This is a genomic window from Priestia megaterium (genome assembly GCF_023824195.1).
GTDB classification, from domain to species: domain Bacteria; phylum Bacillota; class Bacilli; order Bacillales; family Bacillaceae_H; genus Priestia; species Priestia megaterium_D.
Genome location: NZ_CP085442.1, coordinates 2,857,143 through 2,881,018, shown reverse-complemented (window position 1 = coordinate 2,881,018; position 23,876 = coordinate 2,857,143). Strand labels below are relative to the sequence as shown.

General features: G+C 39.4%; 21 protein-coding genes and 1 pseudogene. 19 read left to right on the top strand and 3 right to left on the bottom strand.

What is annotated here, in order from left to right:
- Nucleotides 1-4: 4 nt before the first annotated feature.
- The 5 genes from LIS78_RS14595 (at nucleotide 5) to LIS78_RS14575 (ending at nucleotide 4,068) form a co-directional block, all read left to right on the top strand.
- Complete coding sequence (locus LIS78_RS14595; protein ID WP_209149948.1) at nucleotides 5-814, top strand: SRA domain-containing endonuclease; 810 nt, start codon at nucleotides 5-7, stop codon at nucleotides 812-814.
- Between the two features lie 182 nt (nucleotides 815-996).
- Nucleotides 997-1,908, top strand: coding sequence for an NAD(P)/FAD-dependent oxidoreductase (locus LIS78_RS14590; protein WP_209149947.1), 912 nt, complete (start codon nucleotides 997-999; stop codon nucleotides 1,906-1,908).
- 115 nt (nucleotides 1,909-2,023) lie between these two features.
- On the top strand, nucleotides 2,024-2,302 hold the full coding sequence (locus LIS78_RS14585; protein WP_252283891.1) for a hypothetical protein: 279 nt from the start codon (nucleotides 2,024-2,026) through the stop codon (nucleotides 2,300-2,302).
- 256 nt (nucleotides 2,303-2,558) lie between these two features.
- Nucleotides 2,559-3,560 (top strand): DUF3231 family protein, encoded by a 1,002-nt coding sequence (locus LIS78_RS14580; protein WP_252283890.1) that lies wholly within the window; start codon nucleotides 2,559-2,561, stop codon nucleotides 3,558-3,560.
- A gap of 160 nt (nucleotides 3,561-3,720) precedes the next feature.
- Complete coding sequence (locus LIS78_RS14575) at nucleotides 3,721-4,068, top strand: DUF805 domain-containing protein (protein WP_057245185.1); 348 nt, start codon at nucleotides 3,721-3,723, stop codon at nucleotides 4,066-4,068.
- Nucleotides 4,069-4,100: 32 nt separating this feature from the next.
- Here LIS78_RS14575 and LIS78_RS14570 read toward each other — a convergent pair whose 3' ends face one another.
- Nucleotides 4,101-5,285, bottom strand: a complete 1,185-nt coding sequence (locus tag LIS78_RS14570; protein ID WP_252283889.1) for an iron-containing alcohol dehydrogenase — start codon at nucleotides 5,283-5,285, stop codon at nucleotides 4,101-4,103.
- Nucleotides 5,286-5,443: 158 nt separating this feature from the next.
- Here LIS78_RS14570 and LIS78_RS14565 point away from each other — a divergent pair, with 158 nt between their 5' ends.
- The 5 genes from LIS78_RS14565 (at nucleotide 5,444) to LIS78_RS14545 (ending at nucleotide 10,068) form a co-directional block, all read left to right on the top strand.
- Entirely contained in the window at nucleotides 5,444-6,544 is a 1,101-nt protein-coding gene (locus LIS78_RS14565; RefSeq protein ID WP_252283888.1) for a sugar diacid recognition domain-containing protein, read from the top strand.
- A gap of 126 nt (nucleotides 6,545-6,670) precedes the next feature.
- A complete protein-coding gene (locus LIS78_RS14560; RefSeq protein ID WP_252283887.1) occupies nucleotides 6,671-7,939 on the top strand; it encodes a GntP family permease in 1,269 nt (422 codons plus the stop codon).
- 20 nt (nucleotides 7,940-7,959) lie between these two features.
- Entirely contained in the window at nucleotides 7,960-9,096 is a 1,137-nt protein-coding gene (locus LIS78_RS14555) for a glycerate kinase (protein WP_252283886.1), read from the top strand.
- A 197-nt stretch (nucleotides 9,097-9,293) separates the two neighbouring features.
- Nucleotides 9,294-9,728 carry a GNAT family N-acetyltransferase gene (locus LIS78_RS14550; RefSeq protein WP_252283885.1) on the top strand — a complete coding sequence of 145 codons (435 nt, stop codon included), beginning with the start codon at nucleotides 9,294-9,296 and terminating at the stop codon, nucleotides 9,726-9,728.
- Between the two features lie 118 nt (nucleotides 9,729-9,846).
- Entirely contained in the window at nucleotides 9,847-10,068 is a 222-nt protein-coding gene (locus LIS78_RS14545) for a DUF3951 domain-containing protein (RefSeq protein WP_252283884.1), read from the top strand.
- A 3-nt stretch (nucleotides 10,069-10,071) separates the two neighbouring features.
- On the opposite strand, the gene LIS78_RS14540 is transcribed toward LIS78_RS14545, so the two are convergent.
- A complete protein-coding gene (locus LIS78_RS14540; RefSeq protein WP_252283883.1) occupies nucleotides 10,072-10,827 on the bottom strand; it encodes a uracil-DNA glycosylase family protein in 756 nt (251 codons plus the stop codon).
- 334 nt (nucleotides 10,828-11,161) lie between these two features.
- Between LIS78_RS14540 and LIS78_RS14535 the strand changes: the two genes are divergently transcribed.
- The 6 genes from LIS78_RS14535 to abc-f all read left to right on the top strand — a co-directional run bounded on the left by LIS78_RS14535 (nucleotide 11,162) and on the right by abc-f (nucleotide 18,969).
- Nucleotides 11,162-12,196 (top strand): LacI family DNA-binding transcriptional regulator, encoded by a 1,035-nt coding sequence (locus tag LIS78_RS14535; RefSeq protein ID WP_252283882.1) that lies wholly within the window; start codon nucleotides 11,162-11,164, stop codon nucleotides 12,194-12,196.
- A gap of 311 nt (nucleotides 12,197-12,507) precedes the next feature.
- Nucleotides 12,508-13,767 carry an ABC transporter substrate-binding protein gene (locus LIS78_RS14530; RefSeq protein ID WP_252283881.1) on the top strand — a complete coding sequence of 420 codons (1,260 nt, stop codon included), beginning with the start codon at nucleotides 12,508-12,510 and terminating at the stop codon, nucleotides 13,765-13,767.
- A gap of 89 nt (nucleotides 13,768-13,856) precedes the next feature.
- The gene (locus LIS78_RS14525; RefSeq protein WP_016766148.1) at nucleotides 13,857-14,789 is read left to right on the top strand and encodes a carbohydrate ABC transporter permease; all 933 of its coding nucleotides are present in this window, start codon (nucleotides 13,857-13,859) and stop codon (nucleotides 14,787-14,789) included.
- On the top strand, nucleotides 14,789-15,619 hold the full coding sequence (locus tag LIS78_RS14520; RefSeq protein ID WP_252283880.1) for a carbohydrate ABC transporter permease: 831 nt from the start codon (nucleotides 14,789-14,791) through the stop codon (nucleotides 15,617-15,619). Before LIS78_RS14525 ends, LIS78_RS14520 begins: the two co-directional genes overlap by 1 nt.
- Nucleotides 15,620-15,645: 26 nt before the next feature.
- Entirely contained in the window at nucleotides 15,646-16,968 is a 1,323-nt protein-coding gene (locus tag LIS78_RS14515) for an alpha-glucosidase/alpha-galactosidase (protein ID WP_252283879.1), read from the top strand.
- Between the two features lie 372 nt (nucleotides 16,969-17,340).
- Entirely contained in the window at nucleotides 17,341-18,969 is a 1,629-nt protein-coding gene (gene abc-f / locus LIS78_RS14510) for a ribosomal protection-like ABC-F family protein (RefSeq protein WP_252283878.1), read from the top strand.
- A 222-nt stretch (nucleotides 18,970-19,191) separates the two neighbouring features.
- Here abc-f and LIS78_RS14505 read toward each other — a convergent pair whose 3' ends face one another.
- Nucleotides 19,192-21,324, bottom strand: a complete 2,133-nt coding sequence (locus LIS78_RS14505; RefSeq protein ID WP_252283877.1) for a GDYXXLXY domain-containing protein — start codon at nucleotides 21,322-21,324, stop codon at nucleotides 19,192-19,194.
- Between the two features lie 336 nt (nucleotides 21,325-21,660).
- Between LIS78_RS14505 and LIS78_RS14500 the strand changes: the two genes are divergently transcribed.
- From LIS78_RS14500 to LIS78_RS31700, 3 genes and pseudogenes are all read left to right on the top strand, one after another.
- The gene (locus tag LIS78_RS14500; RefSeq protein ID WP_252283876.1) at nucleotides 21,661-22,014 is read left to right on the top strand and encodes a YwqH-like family protein; all 354 of its coding nucleotides are present in this window, start codon (nucleotides 21,661-21,663) and stop codon (nucleotides 22,012-22,014) included.
- Nucleotides 22,015-22,020: 6 nt separating this feature from the next.
- The gene (locus LIS78_RS14495; protein ID WP_252283875.1) at nucleotides 22,021-22,302 is read left to right on the top strand and encodes a DUF5344 family protein; all 282 of its coding nucleotides are present in this window, start codon (nucleotides 22,021-22,023) and stop codon (nucleotides 22,300-22,302) included.
- Between the two features lie 132 nt (nucleotides 22,303-22,434).
- Nucleotides 22,435-23,091: pseudogene (locus LIS78_RS31700) on the top strand (T7SS effector LXG polymorphic toxin); the annotation flags it as partial.
- Nucleotides 23,092-23,876: the final 785 nt, after the last annotated feature.

Sequence of the window (23,876 nt, the reverse complement as noted above, 5' to 3'; positions counted from 1 at the left end):
TTCATTGATTACGGATTTACAGCGCGGAGATTTCTTTCAAAAAGGACATCGTTATCGCAGAAAACAAATTCATAAGCTTTATAAAGGACAGGAACAAAGCGAAATATCAACGCCAAAAGCGCATCCATATATTTTTATTTTCACAAAAGAAAGCGGAAGTGAATACGGAACAGGACACGGATGGAATAGAGATAAAACCTCTTTTTTCTATACGGGAGAAGGTCAAAGAGGATCGATGCAGCTCATCAAAGGCAATAAAGCGCTTCGTGAACATTTTTTATCAGGAAAAGCCGTTTACTTGTTTCACTACGTGGAGCCTGGAGTAGTCGAGTTTATTGATGAAGTGACGTATATTAATCATCAATTAGAAATTATGTGGGACTCAGACGGAGAGCTTCGTGAAGCCATTATTTTTGAACTTGAACGAAATCCTGTGATTGAGGAAAAAGCAGCAAAGCTGGATGTTTCACCTTATTCAACTGAACAGCTTCGTCATATAGCATTAGGGGAAGAAAAAAAGACAAGTGTTTATGAGCAAACGGCAGCTCTTAAACAATATGTTCACAAACGCGCAGCAGGTATTTGTGAAGCCTGCGGAGAAAGCGCGCCGTTTATCGCAAAAGATGGAAGCTCCTTTTTGCAAATGTATTATCTTTCAAAGCTGTCAGAGGGCGGACTTGCTAAGCCAAAGAACGCTGCGGCACTATGTCCCAACTGTCATAGTCGTCTACGCTACGGGAAAGATAGTGAAGTATATAAAGAAGAGCTGATTACTAAAATTAATGAAAAAGAAGCAGGAAAGAAAAATGAGTAATATCATCTTTTTTTATTTTATAAAAAACCGTCTCTAGGCAGGGCAGCTGACGAGGCGGTTTTTTTGTATGTAGAATGACTTCAAAAAATAAAGACAATAAAGCGTATAAAAATAATAAAAAAACAGATAATGAAAAACTGAAGCTTTCGTTTAAAAAATAGTAAAAGCTGGGGTGATGTGGTGTGGCAGACAAGTATGACTGCGTTATTATAGGTGGAGGAATTGCAGGACTTCAAGCCGCTATTCAGCTTGGAAGATATAAGCGCAGTGTATTGGTTATTGATTCAAACGATGGACGTTCCAATCTTTGCAAAAATTATCAAAATATATTGGGATGGCCTGAGGGAATAAGTGGGCAAACTCTAAGAGAAACGGGAAGGAAGCAAGCAAAAAGCTACGGCATTCAATTTGCAGAAGACCGTGTCATTCACTGTCAAAAAGAAATAGATGGGTTTAACGTCATCACAAACTCTGCTAACTACGAAGCAGCTACTTTACTGTTTGCGACGGGAGTAGTAGACCGGGTTCCGCCTGAACTTCAGCAAGAGCTATATCCCTGTATGGGAAAAACAGTATATGTATGTCCCGACTGTGACGGATACGAAGTAAATAATAGAAGGGTATTAGTACTAGGGTCGGGAAAAGCAGGAGCCAGTTTATCTCTTACGTTAACATATTGGACAAATGACATTACGTACATTAATCATGACAAAAAAGAGATTGGACCTTTAGCAGATACCTTGATGCAAAAGGGAATTACCTATAAAGAAGCGGCAATAAAAAAAGTCATAGCTGAAGCAGAAATGTTAAAAGGAGTCATCCTCGAAAACAATGAATTTATCTATGGAGAAAGAGGTTTTTTAGCGTTCGGAGGAAATAAAGTTCGAACAGAATTAGCCCATGAGCTCGGAGTAGAACTTCTAGAAAATCAGCACATTATCGTTAATCCGCGTACAAAAGAAACAAATGTTTCAAACGTGTGGGCAGCAGGAGACATTGTGGCTCATTCTGAACAAGTTACGGTAGCGATGGGAGAAGGTTTACAAGCCGCTATTTGGATACACAAACGCTTGTTAGAGCTTTATGAAAAATAATTGTTTTTTTATAAAAAAAGTTAAGATTGCATGTTTTGTTTCCTTTTTGTTAGGGAACTGGAAATAAAAGAAAGATAAAAAAAGATTAAAAATGAGGAGAAGGAGTGGCAAAAAAGTGGTATATAGTCAAGCAGTAAGAAAACCTGAGTTTCAACAAGCAGAATCGGAAGGGTTAAATGAAGCCATTCACGAGTACATAACTCGTCGTACACGTCACAATGCACCGGTTGTGGATGCGCTTCGATATATTATGACCATTGAACATAAGCATGAACGTATGCAGGTAGCAGCAGAGCTGTTCGGATCAGCTATTCAGCATGTAAAAAATCAAGATATTATTCAATATCTAAAAAAATGCGGAAGCTACAGAAGAATTTCTGATACGATGGAATAAAAACGTTTTCTTCGAAAAAGCGCCTTTAATGGAAAGGGGCTTTTTTTGTTTCCTCCATTTAAAAGCGAAGGCAAATACATAGAATTCTTCCAGTTTGTGCATAGTAAATGAAGCAGAATTAATTGAGGAAGAGATAGAGTTTTGTATCTGACTACGTGAATGAACATTAAAGTAGAATACAATCTTCATTTGTACAGATACCCACTCTTGAATAAATAAAGCTATACGTATGTAGCCCTAGCAGGAGGTTTAGTATATGAGTCAAGAAATACCGTTAAGTTCAAGTGAAATTGCTACTCTTTGGATGACCTATCAGCAAAAGACAATGATCCGAAGAATTTTAGAATATTTTATTGCGCACGCAGAAGATGACCAAGCAAAAGAAATTATGCAAGATACGCATATGCAAGTGGTGAACTATATTGAGGATATCAAAACGATTCTAAAAAATGAAGGGGCAGCCATACCGGTAGGATACACAGAAAAAGACGTAAATGTCGGTGTTCCTAAGCTTTATGATAAGATGTTTGATATTATGTTTCTTCGCCTTTTAAAAGAAATTAGCATGGGGCTACATACGCTTCATTTAACCATGTCCTACAGAAAAGATATGATCTCTCTATATAAAGAGCTTACCGCTTTCACGCAAAGTGGCTATGACAAATGTGTAGATTATCTACAGGAAAAAAATGTGCTTCCAAGGCCTCCAGCTGTTTCAGTACCTAAAACAGCAAAGTTTGCTGAAGGTACAGATTACATGAATGGCCTCCATTTATTTTCCAGTAAACGTGCATTAAATACTGTAGAGGTAGCACATATTTATTACGCTATTGAAAGCAACATTCTTGGCATGCAAATGATTACAGGATTCGCTCAAGTAGCAAGTGAGCCTGAAGTAAAGAAGTATTTTGTAAAAGGTAAAGAGTTAGCTAAGAAAATTGTAAGTGATTATAGCAAAATTCTTTTGGAAAGCGATATCCAAACGCCTGCGACGTGGGGAGCGAAAGCGACGGAGTCAAAAGTAGCACCTTTTTCAGATAAATTAATGATGTACTGCGTGAGTTTATTCTGCAGTTTCGGGTTAGGTAGCAATGCTTTAGGCACTGCGTTTAGCTTGCGTGGAGATCTTCCTCTTACACTTGTCAGTACGGCTAAAGACATTTTAACATACGGGCAAGACGGGGGGGAAATCATGGTCAAAAACGGATGGCTTGAGGAACCTCCAAGTATGGAAGACCGAAATGATTTAATTAAATAGAAAAAAAGCATGATGGATGAAGAAAAACTTCTTTTTTTAAAAAGAAGTTTTTTTGTGTAAAAAATGTCGTTATTTGTTCGTTTAACGGTTTGTTTTTTGAATAAAAAGGATATATAAACTATAAATTTACAATTTTATACTAAAAAGGAGTATTATGTAAATAAAATGGTATATAAAGGTATTAAAAAATTATGGGGTATTTTCTGGTCGAGCAAGCCGAACTGAATACTGGATGTTTGTGTTAGTTAACTTTGTTATTTCATTTATTCTTTCGTTCATTCAGTTTGTTATTGATAAGCCTCTTTTTCTGCCGGTTATCTATTCGTTATTGATTGCAGTCCCTTCGTTAGCGGTAGGGGCAAGAAGGCTCCACGATACGGGAAAAAGCGGATGGTGGCAGCTCATTACATTGGTTCCACTCATCGGCGGAATTTGGCTAATTATTTTATTCTGCCAGCCTAGCGATCCTAAAGAGAATCGTTTTGGTACAACGGCAAAAGCAGCATAAATAGAACTCCCCCTTACATAAGGGGGAGTTTTTTAGTGCACAGGTTCTACTATAGCACCATCATAAGCCGATTCATAAATGGCTCTTATGTCTTTTTCATGAAGAGGCAAAGGACTGCGAGCGAGAATGCGTTTTTGCTGGACGCCATCTTCGGTCAGCTTTTGTAATGCATCTTCTGGAATATCAAATCCACGAAGGGTTTGAGGAATGCCGACGTCTTTGACAAGTGACTGCAGCTGTTTTACACACTGATAAGAAGCTTCTTCTGTTGATAAAGAGTTAGCGTTTCCGCCTAGGGCTTCAAAAATATCCTGCATCTTTGCCACGCAGCTGCTGCGGATATAGCCCATCACATATGGAAGCAATACGGCGTTTGATTCACCGTGAGAAATGTGAAACTGACCGCCTAGTGGATAAGCAAGCGCATGAACACCGGCAACACCTGCGTTAAAAAAAGCAAGCCCTGCTAAATAGCTTCCGTAGCTCATCTGAGTTCGCGCTTCTTTATCTTCACCGTTTTCTACAGCGGTTCTTAAAGAAGAGCTAATCATGCGTATAGCCTTTAGTGCTAAAGCATCGGTTGCTGGATTTGCATTTACCGACACATAAGCTTCAACGGCATGAGTTAATGCATCAATCCCTGTAGCTGCCGTCACTTTAGGAGGCACGCTCAGCGTAAGCTCGGGATCTACAATTGCAGCGTCCGCAAGCAAATGGTCGTGGGCAACAACGTCTTTGGTGCTTTCAAGAGACAGGACAGAAATGTTCGTTACTTCTGAACCCGTGCCGGAGGTGGTAGGAATTAAAATTTTTGGAAGCCCTTTTTTCGTAATTTGTTTCGTGCCAGTTAAGTTCAAGTATTCTTCTACAGCTCCGTCGTGAACGGCTAAAACGGCCGTAAGCTTTGCTAAATCTAATGCGCTGCCGCCGCCAACTCCGACGACTAAATCAAATTTTCGGCTTTTTGCATAGGATACGAGTTTTTCACCAAGTGCTAAAGGCGGTTCTGGTGCCGTATCTGCATATACATCTACTTCGTATCCATTTTTGATAAGGGGAGAACTCACTTTATCTACAAGTCCAATGTCTTTTAAAACAGGATCTGTGACGATTAAAATATGAGAAGGGTGATATTTTTTTACTTCCGGAAGCAGTTGCTGAAGTGATCCCCATCCTGTATAGCTAAGAGGGGTAAAAACTAGTTTTGACACAGTCATTCTTTCTTCCTCCTATAGACGCTGTTTTGTTGGCGGTTTCAAAGATGTGGTTTTGCTTCTACGTATATTATAATGAAGTATCGCAAATTTTTCATGGAATGCAAATTAGCTGTCACGAAAAAATTGAGCTTTACTTCACAGAGGCAAAGGGTGGGAAAATGTTGAGATACGTAACAAAAGAATTAGCTCAAAAAATTGTGTGTAGAACGATGGAAATCATTGATTGCAACATTAACGTAATGAACGAAAAAGGAGTCATTATTGGTTCTGGTGACACAAATCGACTCGATCAAATCCACGAAGGAGCGTTGATGGTATTAAAAAGCGGCAGTTCCTACGAAATTACTCAGCAGCAGGCTGACTCGCTGCGCGGAGTCAAACCGGGGGTGAATTTGCCTATTTTATTTAACGGAGAAATTGTTGGAGTCGTGGGATTAACAGGATTGCCAGAGCAGATTCGTAATTACGGAGAGCTTGTGCGCATGGCGGCTGAAATGATTTTTCAAGAAATGATTTTAATAGAGGAAATTCAATGGGATGAACGATTAAAAGAAGAGCTGGTTCATCAGCTTCTTCAGCAAGAAGAGCCTCTTGATTCCTTATTTTTTGAACGAGCGAATCGCTTTAATATTAACTTATACCTTCCAAGAATGGCACTCATTATTACAGCTGAAAACCGCCATAAAGTTATGAAACTTGTAAAGAAATACATAGCTAATCATGACCTATATGCTATGCTTCCTGACGGAGTGGTCCTATTAAAATATCTGGAATCCGGCAGCGCTAAGAGTTATGCTAAACAGCTGGAAAAACAGCTTCGTGCGTCCGATTTCCCCTATAAGCTATCTACAGGATCTGTTCAAGCTGACTTTAAAGGCCTTCATGTATCGTATCAGCAGGCGAAAGATACGCTTGCGGTCGGTTCAAAGCTTCATCCAGAAGCTGTTTTCTACAGCTATTCTGATTATCAAATTCCCGTGCTGTTACGTCGACGTGCCGGTTTTCAAGAAAATCATGATTTGTTGCATCACTATGAAAAGCTTAAGGAATATGACAAGAAAAAAGAACTTATTGAAACGTTAACAGTCTATATAGAAGAAAATGGGGAAGGAAGCACGGCAGCTAAAAAGCTTTTTATACATCGAAATACGCTAAGCTACCGTCTAGATAAAATTCAAGATATTACGGGAAAAGATCCAAGAAAAGTAAAAGATCTTCTCGAACTGTATGTAGCGATGCTTCTATCAACCATTTCATAATTGTGCATGTGCATAAAAGATCTTGCGATAGTAAGGTCTTTTTCTGTTGAAATGACTAATGAAAGAAAAAAAGATAACGCTTACAATTAACGTTAAGGATAGGAGAAACAAGAAAGGGGATGCTTTATGGACGTTCAAGTAAGCGCATTAGGCGCGATTTGTGCATTAGTGATTGCCATTATATTAATCTTAAAGAAAGTGGCTCCCGCATACGGAATGATAGCCGGAGCATTAATTGGAGGGCTGATTGGCGGAGTTAATATTGCTGATACCGTTAATTTAATGATTGAAGGAGCACAAGGCATCATTCCCGCAGTGCTGCGAATTCTTGCAGCTGGGGTATTAGCTGGCGTATTAATAGAATCAGGTGCTGCAGCGGTTATAGCAGAAACCATTGTAAAAAAACTAGGAGAAAAAAAAGCTCTTTTAGCTCTTGCGCTAGCCACACTCATTCTTACGACGGTAGGTGTGTTTGTTGATGTGGCTGTGATCACAGTAGCCCCTATTGCTTTAGCCATTGCTAAACGTACGGGGATGTCAAAGCCCGCTATTTTACTAGCGATGATTGGAGGAGGAAAGGCAGGAAATCTAATGTCTCCTAACCCCAATGCCATTGCTGCTTCAGATGCATTTAATATTCCGCTTACATCCGTTATGGCTGCAGGAATTATTCCCGCTATATTTGGGGTAGCGGCCACTTATATAGTAGCCAAACGATTAGTAAAAAAAGGAACAATGGTTCAAGTTGAAGAAATAGATACCGTGGATGCAAAGAGCTTGCCGCTATTTTTAACGGCCATCATAGCACCAATTGTTACAATCGTGCTGCTGGCGCTGCGACCGCTTTTTGATCTTAATATTGATCCCATGGTTGCGCTTCCTGCAGGAGGAATTGTTGGTGCCATTGTGATGAAAAAAGGAAAACAGCTTAATACATACGCTATTTCGGGATTAGGAAAAATGTCAGGCGTAGCCATTATGCTGCTTGGAACAGGGACATTGGCAGGAATCATTGCTAACTCTCAGTTAAAAGACGTTATTATTCAAGGCTTGTCTGCAATTGGGTTGCCAGCTTATGTTTTAGCTCCGGTTTCAGGTATCTTTATGTCAGCGGCAACTGCTTCGACAACTGCAGGAACAGCCGTAGCAAGCCAAGTTTTTGGATCGACGATTTTAGAACTAGGCGTTTCTGCTTTAGCCGGAGCTGCTATGGTTCATGCCGGAGCGACCGTACTTGATCACCTCCCGCACGGAAGCTTTTTCCACGCAACGGGAGGAAGTGTAAACATGAAAATGAAAGAACGTTTAAAATTAATACCTTACGAATCGCTTATTGGACTCATTATGGCAATTGTATCCACGCTTATATTTGGTGTATTAAAGCTATATGGGTAAAAACAAAAAGGAGTGTTCCTATGAAGATTGTTATTGCACCTGATTCATTTAAAGAAAGCTTAACGGCTCTGCACGTTTGTGAAGCCGTGGAAAAAGGAATAAAAACTCATTTTCCCAACGCGGAGATCAGTAAAGTACCTATGGCAGACGGAGGAGAAGGGACCGTTCAGTCGCTTGTAGACGCGACGGGTGGAGAGATTATACAAACAAAGGTAACCGGACCGTTAGGAAAAACGGTGGAAGCTTTTTACGGAATTCTTGGCGGGGGCAAAACGGCTGTTATTGAAATGGCAGCCGCTTCAGGCCTTCATCATGTTCCTGTGGATAAACGCAATCCGCTTATAACAACAACGAGGGGAACCGGCGAGCTCATTCTTAAAGCGTTAGATCACAAAGTGAAGCATATCATTATTGGCATCGGAGGAAGTGCTACAAATGATGGAGGAGCCGGTATGGCAAAAGCTTTAGGGGCAAAACTTCTTGATGCTAACGGAGCAGAAATTAAAGAAGGAGGCGGCAGTTTAGATCAGTTAGCCTCTATTGATCTTGCAAACTTGGATTCTCGGCTTGCTGAAGTCAAAGTAGAAGTGGCGTGCGATGTAGACAATCCGTTAACAGGTGAAACCGGGGCATCTGCGGTATTTGGTCCTCAAAAAGGCGCAACTCCTTATATGGTTGAACAGCTTGACCGTAATTTAGCTCATTACGCAGCGGTTATTGAAAAAGAAATGGATACTCATATCCAAAGTGTTCCTGGTGCTGGAGCGGCAGGAGGACTTGGCGGCGGCTTGCTGGCATTTTTATCTGCTGAGTTAAAACCAGGGGTAGACATTGTCATTGAAGCAACTCAGCTAGAAAGCTATGTTAAGAATGCTGATCTTGTGATTACGGGTGAAGGAAGAATAGATGGTCAAACCATTTACGGAAAAACACCCATCGGCGTAGCCAAAACAGCAAAAAAACACAGTGTTCCCGTGATAGCCATAGCGGGAAGCATTGGAGCGGGAAGCGAAGCTGTATATGAACACGGTATTCATGCTTTATTCAGCGTCGTGCCCGGCGCAGTGGCTCTGTCAGAAGCGCTGGAAAAAGCCGATGAAAATATTGAACGAACGGCTAAAAATGTAGCGTCAGTTATACGTTTAGCCATAAAATAAAGGACTTAAAGTTCTTCTTATTCTCTTTTTAATAAATGTTAGAAGGTTTCCTCCATCAGAAGGGACCTTTTTTTCGTTTAGGGCTGAAGTAGGCTGCTATCATTCTTTTGAAATTTTAATGTTATAATTAACCAATTGTTAAAATGATTTATATATAAATGAGTTTCAAAAAAGTTGATAGGAAAAGGAGAAACATGATGAAAAATCAAGTTCGTTTACTGAGAGATAAAGAATTAGAAGAAGCAGCAATTATCTATACAAGCGTTTTTAGTGGTTCACCGTGGAATGAGCCTTGGAGTAGGAACACTGCTTATGCCCGTTTATATGATATTAGTAAAACTCCAGGGTACATAGGGATAGGTTACTTCCATAGTGAAAATAATAAACTCATAGGATTTATAGTAGGAAATGAAGAACAATGGGCGAACTATAAGACGTTTTATTTAAATGAAATTTGTGTGTTAACCAGCATTCAGCAGACTGGAGTAGGAACAAGCCTTTTAACTTTTCTGAAAGAATTGCTTGTACAAAGGAAGGTAAAAGAAGCATATGTGTCTACTGAAAGAGGTCAAGGCAAACCAGCACGTCTTTTGAAAAGAAGGGTTTTATCATCCATGAATTCCGTATATTGATGACGGTAAATATAGATTGAATATAAGGGAAAGAATGTAGGGGATTTGCTTTGTCGTTTTAGAAGAAAAGTGCAATAACTAAACGTAAGCAGCGTATTAGAGTAGGAGGAAATAACCCATGGCTTTTTCGTTACTAATTTTAGTCGCTATTTTAATGGTTAGTTTTCCGCTGATGATCATTATCGTTAAAACGGTTTGGCACCGAAAGCTTCCTCGTAATTACTACACGCCGTTTGATTATCTTGCTGCACAAACAGAAGAGGAGTTTCATGAAGAACAAACTGAACGAGAAATAGAAGAAAGAGAAGGAGATGTTATAAAAAGAAAGAGCCAAAACTAGTTTTTAGCTCTTTCTCTTTGCAGCCCAATCCTCCACAATTTCCGTAAATTCACTTAGGTGTTCTTCAAATATCCTTTTTCGATGTCCGTTTGCTCCGGATGGATGAGGAAAGCCAAATAGATACGTATGCCGAGAAAGCGAAGGTTCAAGTAAAAGTTTTCTTAAAACATTCTCAACCGCTTTTCCTAGCGGAACGATTAAGCACGCATTCTTCATTTCGTTCAACTCATGCTGGAACACTTCAAAGGCATAGCGAGAAAGAAGCGCTGAGCGTTCGATTGGCGGCTGATGACCGGTATAGTTTTTTCCTTTATAAAATACGGGATATTTTAATACGGACGTTGTATGCAGCAAATCTCGCTGTGAAGCAAATAACTCAGCGGCACTGTTAATGTCCATGGCTTTTGGAATGCCGCACCGATCTAACATTTCTATTAAATTTACTCTCATCGTTCCGCTAAAGCTAGCGGCTTTTTTTGTTTCGTACAGTACTTGTTCAAGTGAATGATGATGAGACAGGCTGAAAATGCATTGTTTAAAAGCTGTTTTCATTTGAAACCACCCTGGTGTGATACCTGCAATAACAATATGAGCGTCTGGATTTATGTAGTCGTTATGAGGCGAGTAGTACATGGTTAGTTCATGTTCTTGACCGATCAAAAAGTCTTTTTGCAACAGCTTTTCTTTAGTGAAATTTATATTATGCAATTGTTGAATGGCAGGCAGACAGTGTTGAAAATAAGAATGTTGGCTAATCATATGGGCTCTCTTTCTTTATAAGTATTTCTTCTTTTATTTTCCCCAACAAAATCGTTTTATATCAACAACGAACAAATTATTATGAAAATTAATATTTACTAAAAGTTTACTTCGGTCTTAGTAAGGTGCAATAAAAATAAAGTAATGATAGTAGTATTTTTGTCATTTTACAGGGAGGATCATCAAAATAAATGAAGGATTTTGGGGAATATTTTAATGAATTTACTGAAATTTTAAAATTATTTATTGAAAGCGTTTTATTAATGTGCTATTCTTCCAATATAAGAGATAAATATTTAGTAAAAATAGAAGATTATAATAGAGAGGTAAAAAGATGGCAACTTTAAAAGATATAGCGGCGTACGCTAATGTTTCGAGTTCAACCGTATCAAGAGTACTAAATAATGATCATACGCTTTCTGTATCTGAGGTTACCCGTGAGCGCATTCTTCATGCAGCCAAGGAGCTGCAATATACACCCGTGAAGATACGCAAAGGAACGGCAAACGGAAAAGACATAGAAGCTCCAAGGATAGGTATTATTTTTGCTCAATCTCTTGAAGAAGAGTTAGTAGACCCTTTTTTCTCCTCTATTCGCCATGGAATAGAGAGTGAATGCTCAGAAAAAGAAATTTTTACAGTAAAGTCATTTAGGCTAAAAGGCATGAAACAAGAAGAGCTGCTGCAGGATCTTAATGGAGTGATTGTAGTGGGAAGAGTTAGTCCAGAAACGGTTCAAGAAGTGAGCAATCATTTAGATACTATTGTTTTTATCAATCACAAAGCGGATGAGGATTTGTACGATTCGGTCATGATTGATTTTGAGAAAGCTACTAAACATGCATTAAATCATTTATTTGACCTCGGTTATAAAAGAATTGGCTATATCGGAGGGACAGAAAGAGAACATTATATCAATGGAAGTTCTATTATTGAAGATCAGCGTCAAACGGTTTTTGAACGCGTTATGTATGAAAAAGGACTGCTTGATTCTGAGAAAGTTTATGTCGGCGAATATTCAATGAATGAAGGATATGAGCTGATGGGACAAGCGATTAAGCAAGGAAATCTTCCTCAGGCATTTTTTATCGCAAGTGATGCAATGGCAATAGGAGCAATGCGTGCCTTGCAGCAATCCAATATAAAGGTTCCTGAAGACGTAGCGATTGTAAGCTTTGATGATGTGGATATCGCAGCATTTGCGAGCACGCCGCTCACAACGGTTAAAGTATATACTGAAGAAATGGGAAGGCAGGCTGTTAAAATGCTAGTAGATCGGCTAAGCGGCAGATCCGTTCCTTTAAAAGTCATGGTGCCGACTAAATTAATTTATCGTGAAAGCTGCGGAGCCTTACTCAAAAAACAGTAGCCTAAAAGTTATAACTTGAAAGGGGGTGATAGAAAAGAAGAATTCATACATAAAGAGTGATAAGGGGGAAGAAAAATAGAAAAAAACATAGAAAAAGCAGGTTAAAAAGCCCTAGAAACTACATACTTATTGGCAGATAAGTATGTAAATGAAAAAGCTTTTTCATCTCTAGGACTCTTTGAACCTTTGTAAAAGTATAGGACTAAATTATAAGTGACTTTATTTCGTTGTGCAATAAATTTGTCTATGATTAAAATACTGAATATTCAGTTATTTATGTCTTGATAGAGTATAAGGAGGAAAGAAGATAAATGAAAAAGCTTACGTATCTTTTCGTTCTATTACTAGTCTTTTCTGTTGTGGTAGCAGGCTGCGGAAATAAAGAAGCGTCAACAGGCGGAAATGGGAAAACAACGTTAACGCTTTTTTCTACGATGAGTAATAAAGGCGAGAGAAAAGCGCTTCAAAACGCGATTGCAGAATTTGAAAAACAAAATCCAGATATTAAAATTGATGCGAATTTTCCGGGTAACGGCTATGAAGATATGCTTCGTGTGAAAATGGGTGCAAATGATATGCCCGATTTATTTGATACGCACGGCTGGTCTCAGCTTCGCTACGGGGAATATGTAGCAGATTTAAAAGATATGGATTGGGTTCAGCATTTAGATCCGGCGCTGAATCAAATTTTAAAAGATAAAAGCGGCAAAGTGTATGCGTACCCTTTAAATCAAGCAAAAGACGGAATTAGCTATAATGCGACGCTATTAGAAAAATACGGAATAAAGCCTCCTAACACAATGGATGAATTTATAACAGCGTTAGAAACAGTAAAGAAGAAAAGTAAAGGAGAAGTAGCTCCTTTATGGATTCCAGGAGGAGAAAACGGCAATATTGCTCAAGTTTTTGATCAGCTCGCCACACCTCAGCTTATTACAGCAAAAAATAAGAACTACGCTAAGCAGTTAGAAAAAGGAACATTTAATTGGTCAAACTACACGCCGCTAGCGGAAACAATGGCAGAAATGAAGAAAAAAGGGTTGCTGAATGAAGATGTATTAACCGCAAAAGTATCTCAAGCAACGGAATTAATGGCTCAAAATAAAATTGCTTTTACATTTGTGGGCGGATCTCTTGGACCGGATGCAACAGAATTAAATCCTGAAGTAAAAGTAGGAACGGTACCGGTGCCAGCTATTCATAAAGATGGTACGCAAAGCTGGATTGGCGGAGAGCGCTTTACCCTTGCTGCTTGGAAGGATTCTAAGCACCTTAAAGAAGCGAAGAAATTTATTGAATTTGTGTCACAGCCGGAAGTTGCCAAAAAGATTGCCGAAGGAACGTCTTCAGCATCGGCTCTGACAAACAATAAAACCCAAAACTACTACTCTGAATACTACGATAAGTATAACGATATTAAAGTTGAGCCATACTTCGACCGAAAGTATTTACCGAGCGGCATGTGGGCAGTGATGTCTTCTACAGGTCAAGAATTGCTAGCGGGAAGTTTAACGCCAAAGCAATTATCAAATGAGATGGAAAAAGAGTACAAGCGTCTCAGTAAACAATAAAATAGTGTGCAAAAGTTCCTTGTTCGCTAAGAAGCAGGGAGATAGGCTTCTGCTTCTTTTCAACACAAGCTGAAATAGGAGTGAACACGATGAATGAATTAGTCAGGAAAGAGCCGGTTTCTGTAGTAAGAGATACGGAAAAACGAAAGAAAAAATTAAAAACAGAGTCCTCTTTATGGTGGATGTACCTTCCCGGCTTAGTAATTATCACCGTTTTTATTATCTATCCTTTTATTAACGGAATTAGACTTTCCTTTACTAATTGGAATGGATTTTCACAAACGTACGATTGGATTGGGCTCCAGCAGTATAAACGTTTGCTTGCAGATCCAACGACCTGGCTCGTGATAAAAAATACGCTGCTCTACGGAATAGGCAGTACTATTTTTCAAAATATTATTGGCTTGTTATATGCTTTGCTTCTGAATCAAAGCATTAAAATGAAAGCTGTAACAAGAACAATTGTCTACCTTCCGGTTATTATCAGCCCAATTATTATGGGGTATATCTGGTACTTCTTTTTTGCCTACCAAGGAGGCGCTTTAAATGACCTTCTTGTATTTTTAGGCTTTGAGAAGATTAATGCTTTGGGAACTCCGGAGCTTAACTCTTGGATTATCGTGTTCGTCAATACGTATCAATTCGTTGGAATTGCGATGATTATTTATTTAGCGGGGCTGCAAAGTATTTCAAAAGATTACTACGAGGCAGCACAGCTTGACGGAGCATCTGCTCTTCAGCAGTTTAAAAATATCACTCTGCCATTGCTTATGCCTTCTATTACAATTAACGTCGTTTTAAATATTATCGGGGGTTTAAAACTGTTTGACGTAATTGTTGCGCTGACAGGAGGAGGACCTGGAGATGCATCACAGTCGATGTCTACTTTTATGTATGACTTATATTTTAGAAGACAGGACGCTGGCTATGCAGCAACTCAAGGTGTTTGCATGGCGCTTATTATCTTAGTCATTAGCTTATCAGCACTTGTGTACTTTAAACGAAAGGAGACAGAAGCGTGATGGACTATACAAATAAACGGAAAAAACGATTTTTTACCTTTCTAGCTCTTTGTATAACGCTCGTTCATATTGTCCCTTTTTATATTCTAGTTACAACTTCTTTAAAAGAAACCGGGGATTTTAGTTCCAAATGGGTATTTCCAAAAAGCATACATTTCGAAAATTTCACAACAGCTTGGGAGCAAGCTAATTTAGGAAACTCTTTTATGAATACGTTTATTATTACGTTCGTTTCGGCAATTTTGCTTATTTTTTTAGGATCAATGGCTGCGTATCCTTTAGCGCGCCGACAAACGAAATTAAATAAGTACGTCTATTTTATCTTTATTGCCGTGATGGTAATACCGCCTTTAACAGCGCTAGTTCCGCTGTACAAAATGGTTGTGAATATGGGAATGATGAATACGTACCAAATTGCCATTTTAAATAATGTCGCAGCATTTTTGCCGCTAACGATCTTTTTGTATGCAGGCTTCATTCGCTCCACTATTTCTAAAGAGCTCGAGGAAGCAGCAAGAATTGACGGTGCCGGTACGTTAACGATTTTCTTTGAAATCGTATTTCCACTGTTAAAGCCCGTCACTGCGTCTATTTTAATTATTGCCAGCGTCTATATTTGGAACGACTATCAGTTTGCAATTTTCTTCCTTCAAGATAAGGAAATGCATACATTGACCGTTACATTAGCAAGCTTTTTTGCTGAAAATCAAAATAATCTTAGCTTAGTAGGAGCAGCAGCTATTATTGCGATGCTTCCAATGACTATTTTATTTCTAGTGCTACAAAAATACTTTATTGCAGGGCTTTCATCAGGATCTGTGAAAGGATAAAACCAATACGAGGAAGGAAGATGACGATGTCTAAAATCACATTTATCGGAGCGGGAAGTACAGTTTTTGCAAAAAATATTTTAGGAGACTGCATGTTTGTGCCTGCCTTAGCTGGCTTTGAATTTGCTCTTTACGATATAGATGCTGAGCGTTTAAGAGATTCGGAAAATATGCTAAACAATTTAAAAGAAAACTATAAAGTGAATATTACGGTTAAAGCCTATTTAAACCGCAGAGAAGCTTTAACAGGAGCAAAGTATGTGATCAACGCGATTCAAGTAGGCGGATACAAACCAAGCACCGTCATTGATTTTGAAATTCCTAAAAAATACGGCTTGCGTCAGACGATTGGAGATACAGTAGGAATTGGAGGGATTTTCAGATCACTGCGCACGATTCCGGTGCTGCTTGATTTTGCAAGAGATATTGAAGAAGTATGTCCGGATGCGCTGTTTTTAAATTACACCAATCCAATGGCAACCCTGACAGGTGCAATGCTGCGCTATACCAATGTAAAGACGGTAGGCCTTTGTCACAGTGTTCAAGTATGTACAAAAGATTTATTTGATTCTCTCGGAATGGATCATGAAGGAATACAAGAGAAAATCGCAGGCATTAACCATATGGCATGGCTGCTAGAAGTAAAAAGAGATGGACAAGATTTATATCCAGAAATCAAGCGTCTAGCAAAAGAAAAGCAAAAGACAAAGCATCAAGATATGGTGCGTTTTGAGCTAATGGATAAGTTCGGCTATTATATTACCGAATCGTCTGAGCATAACGCAGAATATCATCCATACTTTATTAAACATAAATATCCAAATCTTGTTGATCAGTTTAACATTCCTCTTGATGAATACCCGCGCCGATGCGAAGAGCAAATTAGCAATTGGGAATCAATGAGAGAAGAAATGGTCAACAACAGTCAGCTAACTCATACGCGTTCACATGAGTACGGCTCTAGAATCATTGAAGCGATAGAGACAAACGTGCCGTTTAAATTTGCCGGTAACGTATTAAATACCGGAGGCTTAATTAGTAACCTGCCGACAAAAGCGTGCGTAGAAGTTCCATGTGTTGTAGACCGAAGCGGCATTATGCCGACTTATGTAGGAGACTTACCTGAGCAGCTTGCGGCGTTAAATCGTACGAATATTAATACGCAATTATTAACAATTGAAGCAGCTGTCACTAGAAAAAGAGAGCACATCTATCAAGCTGCGATGCTAGATCCTCATACAAATGCGGAATTATCCATGGATGACATCATTCGTATGTGCGATGATTTAATTGAAGCTCACGGTGAGTGGCTGCCTGATTTTACAGGTAAAGTGAACCAATACGTGTAATAAAAGAATCCTCGGCTGTGATCAGCTGAGGATTCTTTTGTGCTTAGGAAAAGAAGGGAATATCATCCAAATCGATATTGACATTTAAAAAACTTCATCATACACTATAAGAAGCAAGTCATTTTATACTAAGAAAGGAAAGGTACCGTAGACAATGGATAAGTAATCCTATTTTTTTAGACATTCTTTTAAAACTTTATTTTAAATGAACATTTGTCTAGATAGGATTAGTCTGTACATTTTTAGGTGCCATTTCTATATGTCTTATATGAATTGATTTCTCCCTTTTTTTACTCTATAAAAAGGGTGCATATTTGCGTATGCCTAATTATGACCTCTAATCCTCTCTAGAAATCCTAGGGAGGTTTTTTTATGTTATTGTTAGAAGCTATAAATATTGAAAAAAGCTATGGAGACCGCCTGCTGTTTCAAGCAGAGAAGCTTCAAGTACATCGCGGAGAGCGAATTGGAATTGTTGGAAAAAATGGAGAAGGCAAATCGACTTTGCTTCATATTTTAATGAAAAAAATGAGTCCGGATCAAGGAATTGTGCAAACGTATGGCCGTTCCTCACTGATTCCGCAGCTTGACGTTCAAACTACAGGAGCTGTATCTCCCGAGATGAAAAGTCAGTGGAACGTGCCAAATGAAGCCGACTTTCTTAGCGGAGGAGAAGAAACCAGAAAGAAAATTGCTGCTGCTCTTTCATCGGGCGCGGAACTACTTGCAGCCGATGAGCCAACGAGCCACTTAGATGTAAAAGGCGTAGAGAAATTTGAAGAAGAAATGAAGGCTTTTACAGGCAGTTTGCTGCTGATTTCACATGATCGAGAATTATTAAACCGCCTCTGTACGTCTATTTGGGAAGTAGAAGACGGCAAAGTTCACTGCTACGAAGGCAATTATCAAGAGTATGTGACGCAAAAAAAACATGCAGTTGAAAGACAGCAGTTTGAGTATGAGCAGTATGTAAAAGAAAAGCAGAGGCTTGAACTGGCGTCTGAAGAAAAAAACCAAAAATCAAAGTCGCTTAAAAAAGCGCCGAGCCGTATGGGGAACTCTGAAGCGAGACTTCATAAACGAGCGGTCGGAAAACAAAAAGCCAAGCTAGATAGAAGCGCAAAAGCGATTGAAACAAGAATTGAAAAGCTGGAGAAAAAAGAAAAGCCAAAAGAAATGGAAGAAATTCATTTTGATTTATCTCAGTTTCACCAAGTTCACAGCAAGCAGGTACTGAGCTTTGACAAAGTCTCGGCATCAGCTGGGGACCATATCTTGTTTCAAGGTCTAAAAGGCGGTGTGAAGCCAAAGGCGAAAGTAGCGATTGTCGGTAAAAACGGTGCCGGAAAATCTACGCTTTTGAATATGATCGAGCAGCAAGCAGAAGGCATCACGGTTGCAAAGCCTGTAAAACTCGGCTTTTTCCATCAGCGTCTTGAAAATCTAGATCCCGCTAAAAGTATTTTAGAAAACATTAAAGAAGACAGTCCGTACACCGAGCAGTTTATTCGTACGGTACTATCGCGCTTACTTTTTAAACGTGAAGACGTGTATAAAAAAGTAGAGATGCTAAGCGGAGGAGAACGAGTAAAAACGGCATTAGCAAAAGTCTTTTTAGGAAACTATAACGTTCTTCTTTTAGATGAACCGACCAACTATCTTGATCTTCATACAAAAGAAGCGCTGCAGGAAGTATTAAAAGCTTATCCAGGGACGATTTTATTTGTGACGCACGACCGCTACTTTGTTAAAAAACTTGCGACGCATGTTTTGACGCTAAAACAGTCCAAAGCGGAGCTCACGGCGATTGAAGATACGGGTAAAAGCAAAAAAGCGTCACAGCAGCAAAATGAAGCGGAGAAACTAGCGATTCAACTAGAAGTAACAAAAGTTATTAGCGAGCTTTCCATCACCCCAGAAGGAAAAGAAAAGCAGCGGCTTGAAAAAAGATACGAAGAGCTGTTAAAAGAGAGAAAACGACTGAATAGAAAGGAAGGATAATATCACTTCGCCTAACAACAAATACGATGATGTTACTGAACATCAAAAACGTATTGAAGGAAAAATAACGGATATGAATGTAAAAGGAACGCCAAAAAGAATAAAATGGATTGGCTACGGAATAATTATTTTCTTTGTGATCCTTATTCTAACGATGATCATCGGCGTATTTATCAATTAAAATAAAAAGCAGCCGCTTCGATGTTGAAGCGGCTGCTTTTTTTATTTACCCACTTTTGTAACGATTGCATCTCCGTTTTTTCCAACTCGTACAGTGGCAAAATGAGCTTCGCTTTCCACTTTGGTGCCGGTTCCTTCTGGAATAAAGTAATGCTCAATCCCGTAATGGATTCCCCAGTCATGATAGCTGCCCGTAATGACAACGTCTTTTTCTTTAGAAGTGTACGGCTTATTCCAGTCATCATCCGCTTGATAGATTTTTGCGTATTCATACACGCCTTGTTTGTTCGGGCGAAGAACGAGTTTCACTTTTTCACCGTCTTTCACATGAGGTAATGTAACGTGCGCAATGTCGTAATTCAGCTCGACATAATCGCCTTGCAGCAGCGAGCGCGGATCAATCGGCTGTAAAGCGAGCTTAATTTCTTTTCCGTTTTGAAGAACCACTTCGTTTTTAGTGAAGATTCCGCTAAGAATAATGAGCTGAACAAGAATGATGACCCATACAGCGATTCGACTGCGGTCAAGAAACGAAGGCTGCGGCTGATCAGGCGTTGACAGGTCCCATTTCCTGCTTAGGAAAAGAAAGATAAGACCTAGAATAATAAGCACAAGTGACTTATTAAATAAATCCCACACAAAGTCGTAATATTTCATCGCTAAAAAAACAAACCAGAAAATCATGCCGACAATAAAATCATATTTTGGCTCTTTTCGTACCGTCACAAATAAAAAGACAGTCGAAATCACAAAAAACACCATGCAGTAAATGATATTTAAAAAAGACGGTTCGCTTAATTCAGTCAGGGACAGTAAAAAGATCAAAGCAAGAAGCAGCGCTGCTTTTTTAAACGCGTGATGTACCTTTATTGTATACACAGCTGCATTTAATAGAAACAAAGCGAGCAGCACATAATCTATTTTGATAGTGTCATAGTAAGTAGTCGGAACCTTTATTAACAGAAGCCCTTGCACTAGTACAAAAAACAACAGGCGAACGGGCGTATGCTTCGTGAACACGAAAAGTGCCACAAGTGCGATGACGTAGATAAAAAATAGAATGTCGTGCACAAAAAAAGAAGCGCCGGCGCTAATTAATATCCCCATCATTAAAAGCGTATATTTCACCGTTGGAATATCTGCTTTAATCAAATAACATGCCACAATCAGCAAAACGCCGATCACAAGCATTCCGTTTGTTGGGTACGTTCCTGTAATAAGAGTGACAAGTCCTCCTAAAGAACTGCTGCCGATCACCGATGCAATGGCAGTAATCCCAATCACCGCTATTCGTTTGATTACGCGGAGCGAGGTTTTTTGTGCTGAAGTGTTGGCAGTGAGCCATTTGACAAACCATACGCTTGCACCAATAAATAAAATCACGAATCCTAAAGCTAAGAACAGTGACCATTCAGCGTAGTGTTTGAAAATAAAAGAGAAAAATTGTTCAATAACAAATAAAGCAAATGCCACAATGGAAATCCCTAAAAACGACCTTTGCGGCTCCACTTTTGAAAAATAAAAAAAGGAGCTTAGTAAAAACAGCAAATAAAAAATAATAAGACCAATCCGTAAGCTAGAGCTGCCTGTGAAATCCGGCAGGGAAAGAGTTAAAAAAATGTAGTGAAACAAACAAAACGCCGCATACATGATCACAGGAGACGAGCGCTGTTTCTTTTTTATGATCCAAAAAATAATTAAGTTCACAAACGCCATTCCTGCGTAAAGTAAAAGCGTCTCGTGTTCGCCTCGCTGTGAAACTGCGCCTGTTGGTGAAATAAAAAAAGCCATGGTGAATTGAAATAAAACAAACGATAACACGTAAAACGGCTGATACTTTGTAAAAAAGCTAAACAAAATAACCGGCACAAGCCAAATTAAAAACAGCCAGTACGATTCAGCGTGCGTGTTGTAAATTTGAGAAAGAAGCGCGATGCTTAATCCAAATGAAAGAGCGCCGGCCAAAAGCGTCCAGTGACTTAAAAACGCCTTCTGAGGAAGCAGCTTTCGCACTGCAAACGCACTTCCGTAAAACAGCATCATCAGCCCCACGCTCAGCGCAATTTTAGTGTAGCGGTCAAAGCCTTGCCAGTTCGATGCAAAGAAATATAAAATGCCGGACAAAACAAGAGCCAACCCCAGTAAATAACCGAGTCTTACGAGCTTTTCTCTCATACTCAACCTCCTCTTTATATTATGTATATACTAGCGCATGTTTAAATATTTGGGAATAGAAAGAATGAATGCGTTTTAACAAAAAAATTGTGTAAAAAGGCCTTTTATTGGCATGGAAATAACAAATGAAGTAGTCCAAAAATCTTGATAAATTGTAAATGGTAAGATAGTTTTGGTTATTTTATCCTGAAGAGTGGGTATTGAACTAAAAACCTACATTATTCCCAAAAAATATAAGAAAACGTGCCGATGTGCTCTCTTTCTTTATTTGATATGCTATAAAAGGGAATTACTGTTAGAAGATCCAAGAGATAGATATAAAGGAAGTGTCATCATATGAATGAGATGTTTGTTGCTCATCTGTATACCCAAGTGAAGCAGGCACATGAAGATATCCAGCAGCTTACGGCTAGTAAAAACACGTTAACGGAAGTCAAAGGAGAGCTCGAACGTGCAAAGGAAAAGGTAAAAGAACCAGAGCTCACTTCCGCCACTTGGTCAGGCAGCCTTGCTGTTGGGTTTGAAGACATCCGCACGTCTATGTTAGACGAATACGATGATTTGCTGACCCGTCAGCTGACGGATTCCATCACGACAATTGATGCAAAAATTACGGCGCTTCAATCAGATATACAAGGGATGGAACGCGCCATTAAAATGCAAGAAGACGAAGCAAAAGATAAGGTGTGATGCAGTATGGCAGACGAAATTAAAGTAATAGATGGTGAAATTAATAGAACGCTTATTGACCTAAGCGCTGCTGCGCAGCAGTTTCAGCCGCTTTTTCCGTTTCACGTAGGAAGCGGACAAGAACTAGCGGTGCTCGATGAATTAAATCAGCTGAACCAGCAGCTTCAAACGTTAATTGTGGACTACAAGCAAACGCTCCTCGATGATTTGAACGCCACCAAAAAATCCGTACAGTCCATAAAAGAAGCAGATGAAAAAGCTGCAAACGCTGCAAACGCCGCTAAATAATGTTCATATTTCATATAAAGCTATCAAAAACAATCTTTCAAACAGCATAGATTTAGCATTCAAATAAAAAGGTTTTATTTAGCGGATGATGCAAGCCCTATAAGGGGGGAGCGTCCGCTTGGGTTTAGAAAAATGACGAGGGATTGTTCTTTAACCGTTCGTTGTTTTTCTACATCGATACAGCTAGGAGGTTACAGGTTATTGAAAACACTTGATGTCGATGCTTTTCACGAAAATATTCAAGCTATCTTAGACTCTATTAAAAGTCAAAAAGACCAAATTCAGGGCCTGATTTCACAGGTTCAGGCATTTTCAAGCTTAGATGATGCGTTTAAAGGAAAAGGAGGAGAAGCGATTCGGTCTTTTTACGAAACGGGACATGCTTCTTTTTTAACGCTGTATCATTCATTACTCACTTCCTATGAAACTCGATTAACTCAAATCACACATGCGCTGCGCTCATTTGAACCGAGCGAAGACGGCTACATCACGCAGCCGTTTCTGCAAGACACTATTCCTGCGCATTTAAATCAAACAAGAAATACAACCGTTTCGCTTGTTGATCAAGCGAATGCAGCGATTCAAAAAGTAAGTCACCTTGCTTCTGTCTCAGTGCTTAACGATCAAGGTTTTTTATCAGAAGTAGAACAAGCAAAAAACAAAGCGGACAAAACGATGAACGATTTAGTCCGTTTTGACGAACAGCAAACGCAAAGCCTTTCAGGCATTCAAGATCAGCTGACGTCTTTAAACTCGCTGCTTTCTAAAGTGAAAGCTGGGTTTCAAAATGGTTCCATTCAGCCAGGCAATGTAAGTGAGCTGAGCGCGTTGGCGAAAAAAGCGATGAATGATGCAGGAGGCGTCTCGGTTTTTGAAAAAGGCATTCAAACAACCTTGACAAGAAAAGAAAAACAAGAGAAAGTGATAAAGGAAGTAGGCCTTGAAAAGCTGATTCAGCTTCAGGCGATGACGCCTGCTGAACAGTTAAAAGAAATTCACAGGCTTGAAAAAACGTCGCCTTACATAAGAGAAGTGCTAACGCAAATCCAGCAGGATACAGCACCTGCTAACATGAAAAAACTAGCGGAACTGTCACCTGCAGAGCAAGCAGTGGAACTTGAAAAAAGTCCATACCTGCAGGCGCTCAACGATTCTTCAACTGTGGGCATGCTAACGTCTCAACAGATTCTTCAAAACGCTACGGGCGTTGAGGGAATGCTTATGCAGTCGGTGGTAAGTCAGGGGCAGGTTAGAGATGTGGCACCTGAAAAAACTGCTGAATCCTTTGACTTTACAGAAATCTGCGAGAACCCTGCGGCTAAAAAAGAAGAAACCGGTATAAAAGCTGTAGTCAAGGACGTAGGAGAAGGTGCTATAACTTTAGCAAAAGGTACAGTTACGGGTACTAAAGGAGTAGCACAAGACGTTTGGGCCGGTATGGGAGAGCGAGCAGATAAACGGCACAACTCCTTGTATGACTTTGGAAACTATATAACGATGGGTGGATTTGATGGAGCTGTTTCCTTCAAAGAGGGGTTGAATGAACGAGGGAAAAAATCGTTGGATTCACCGTA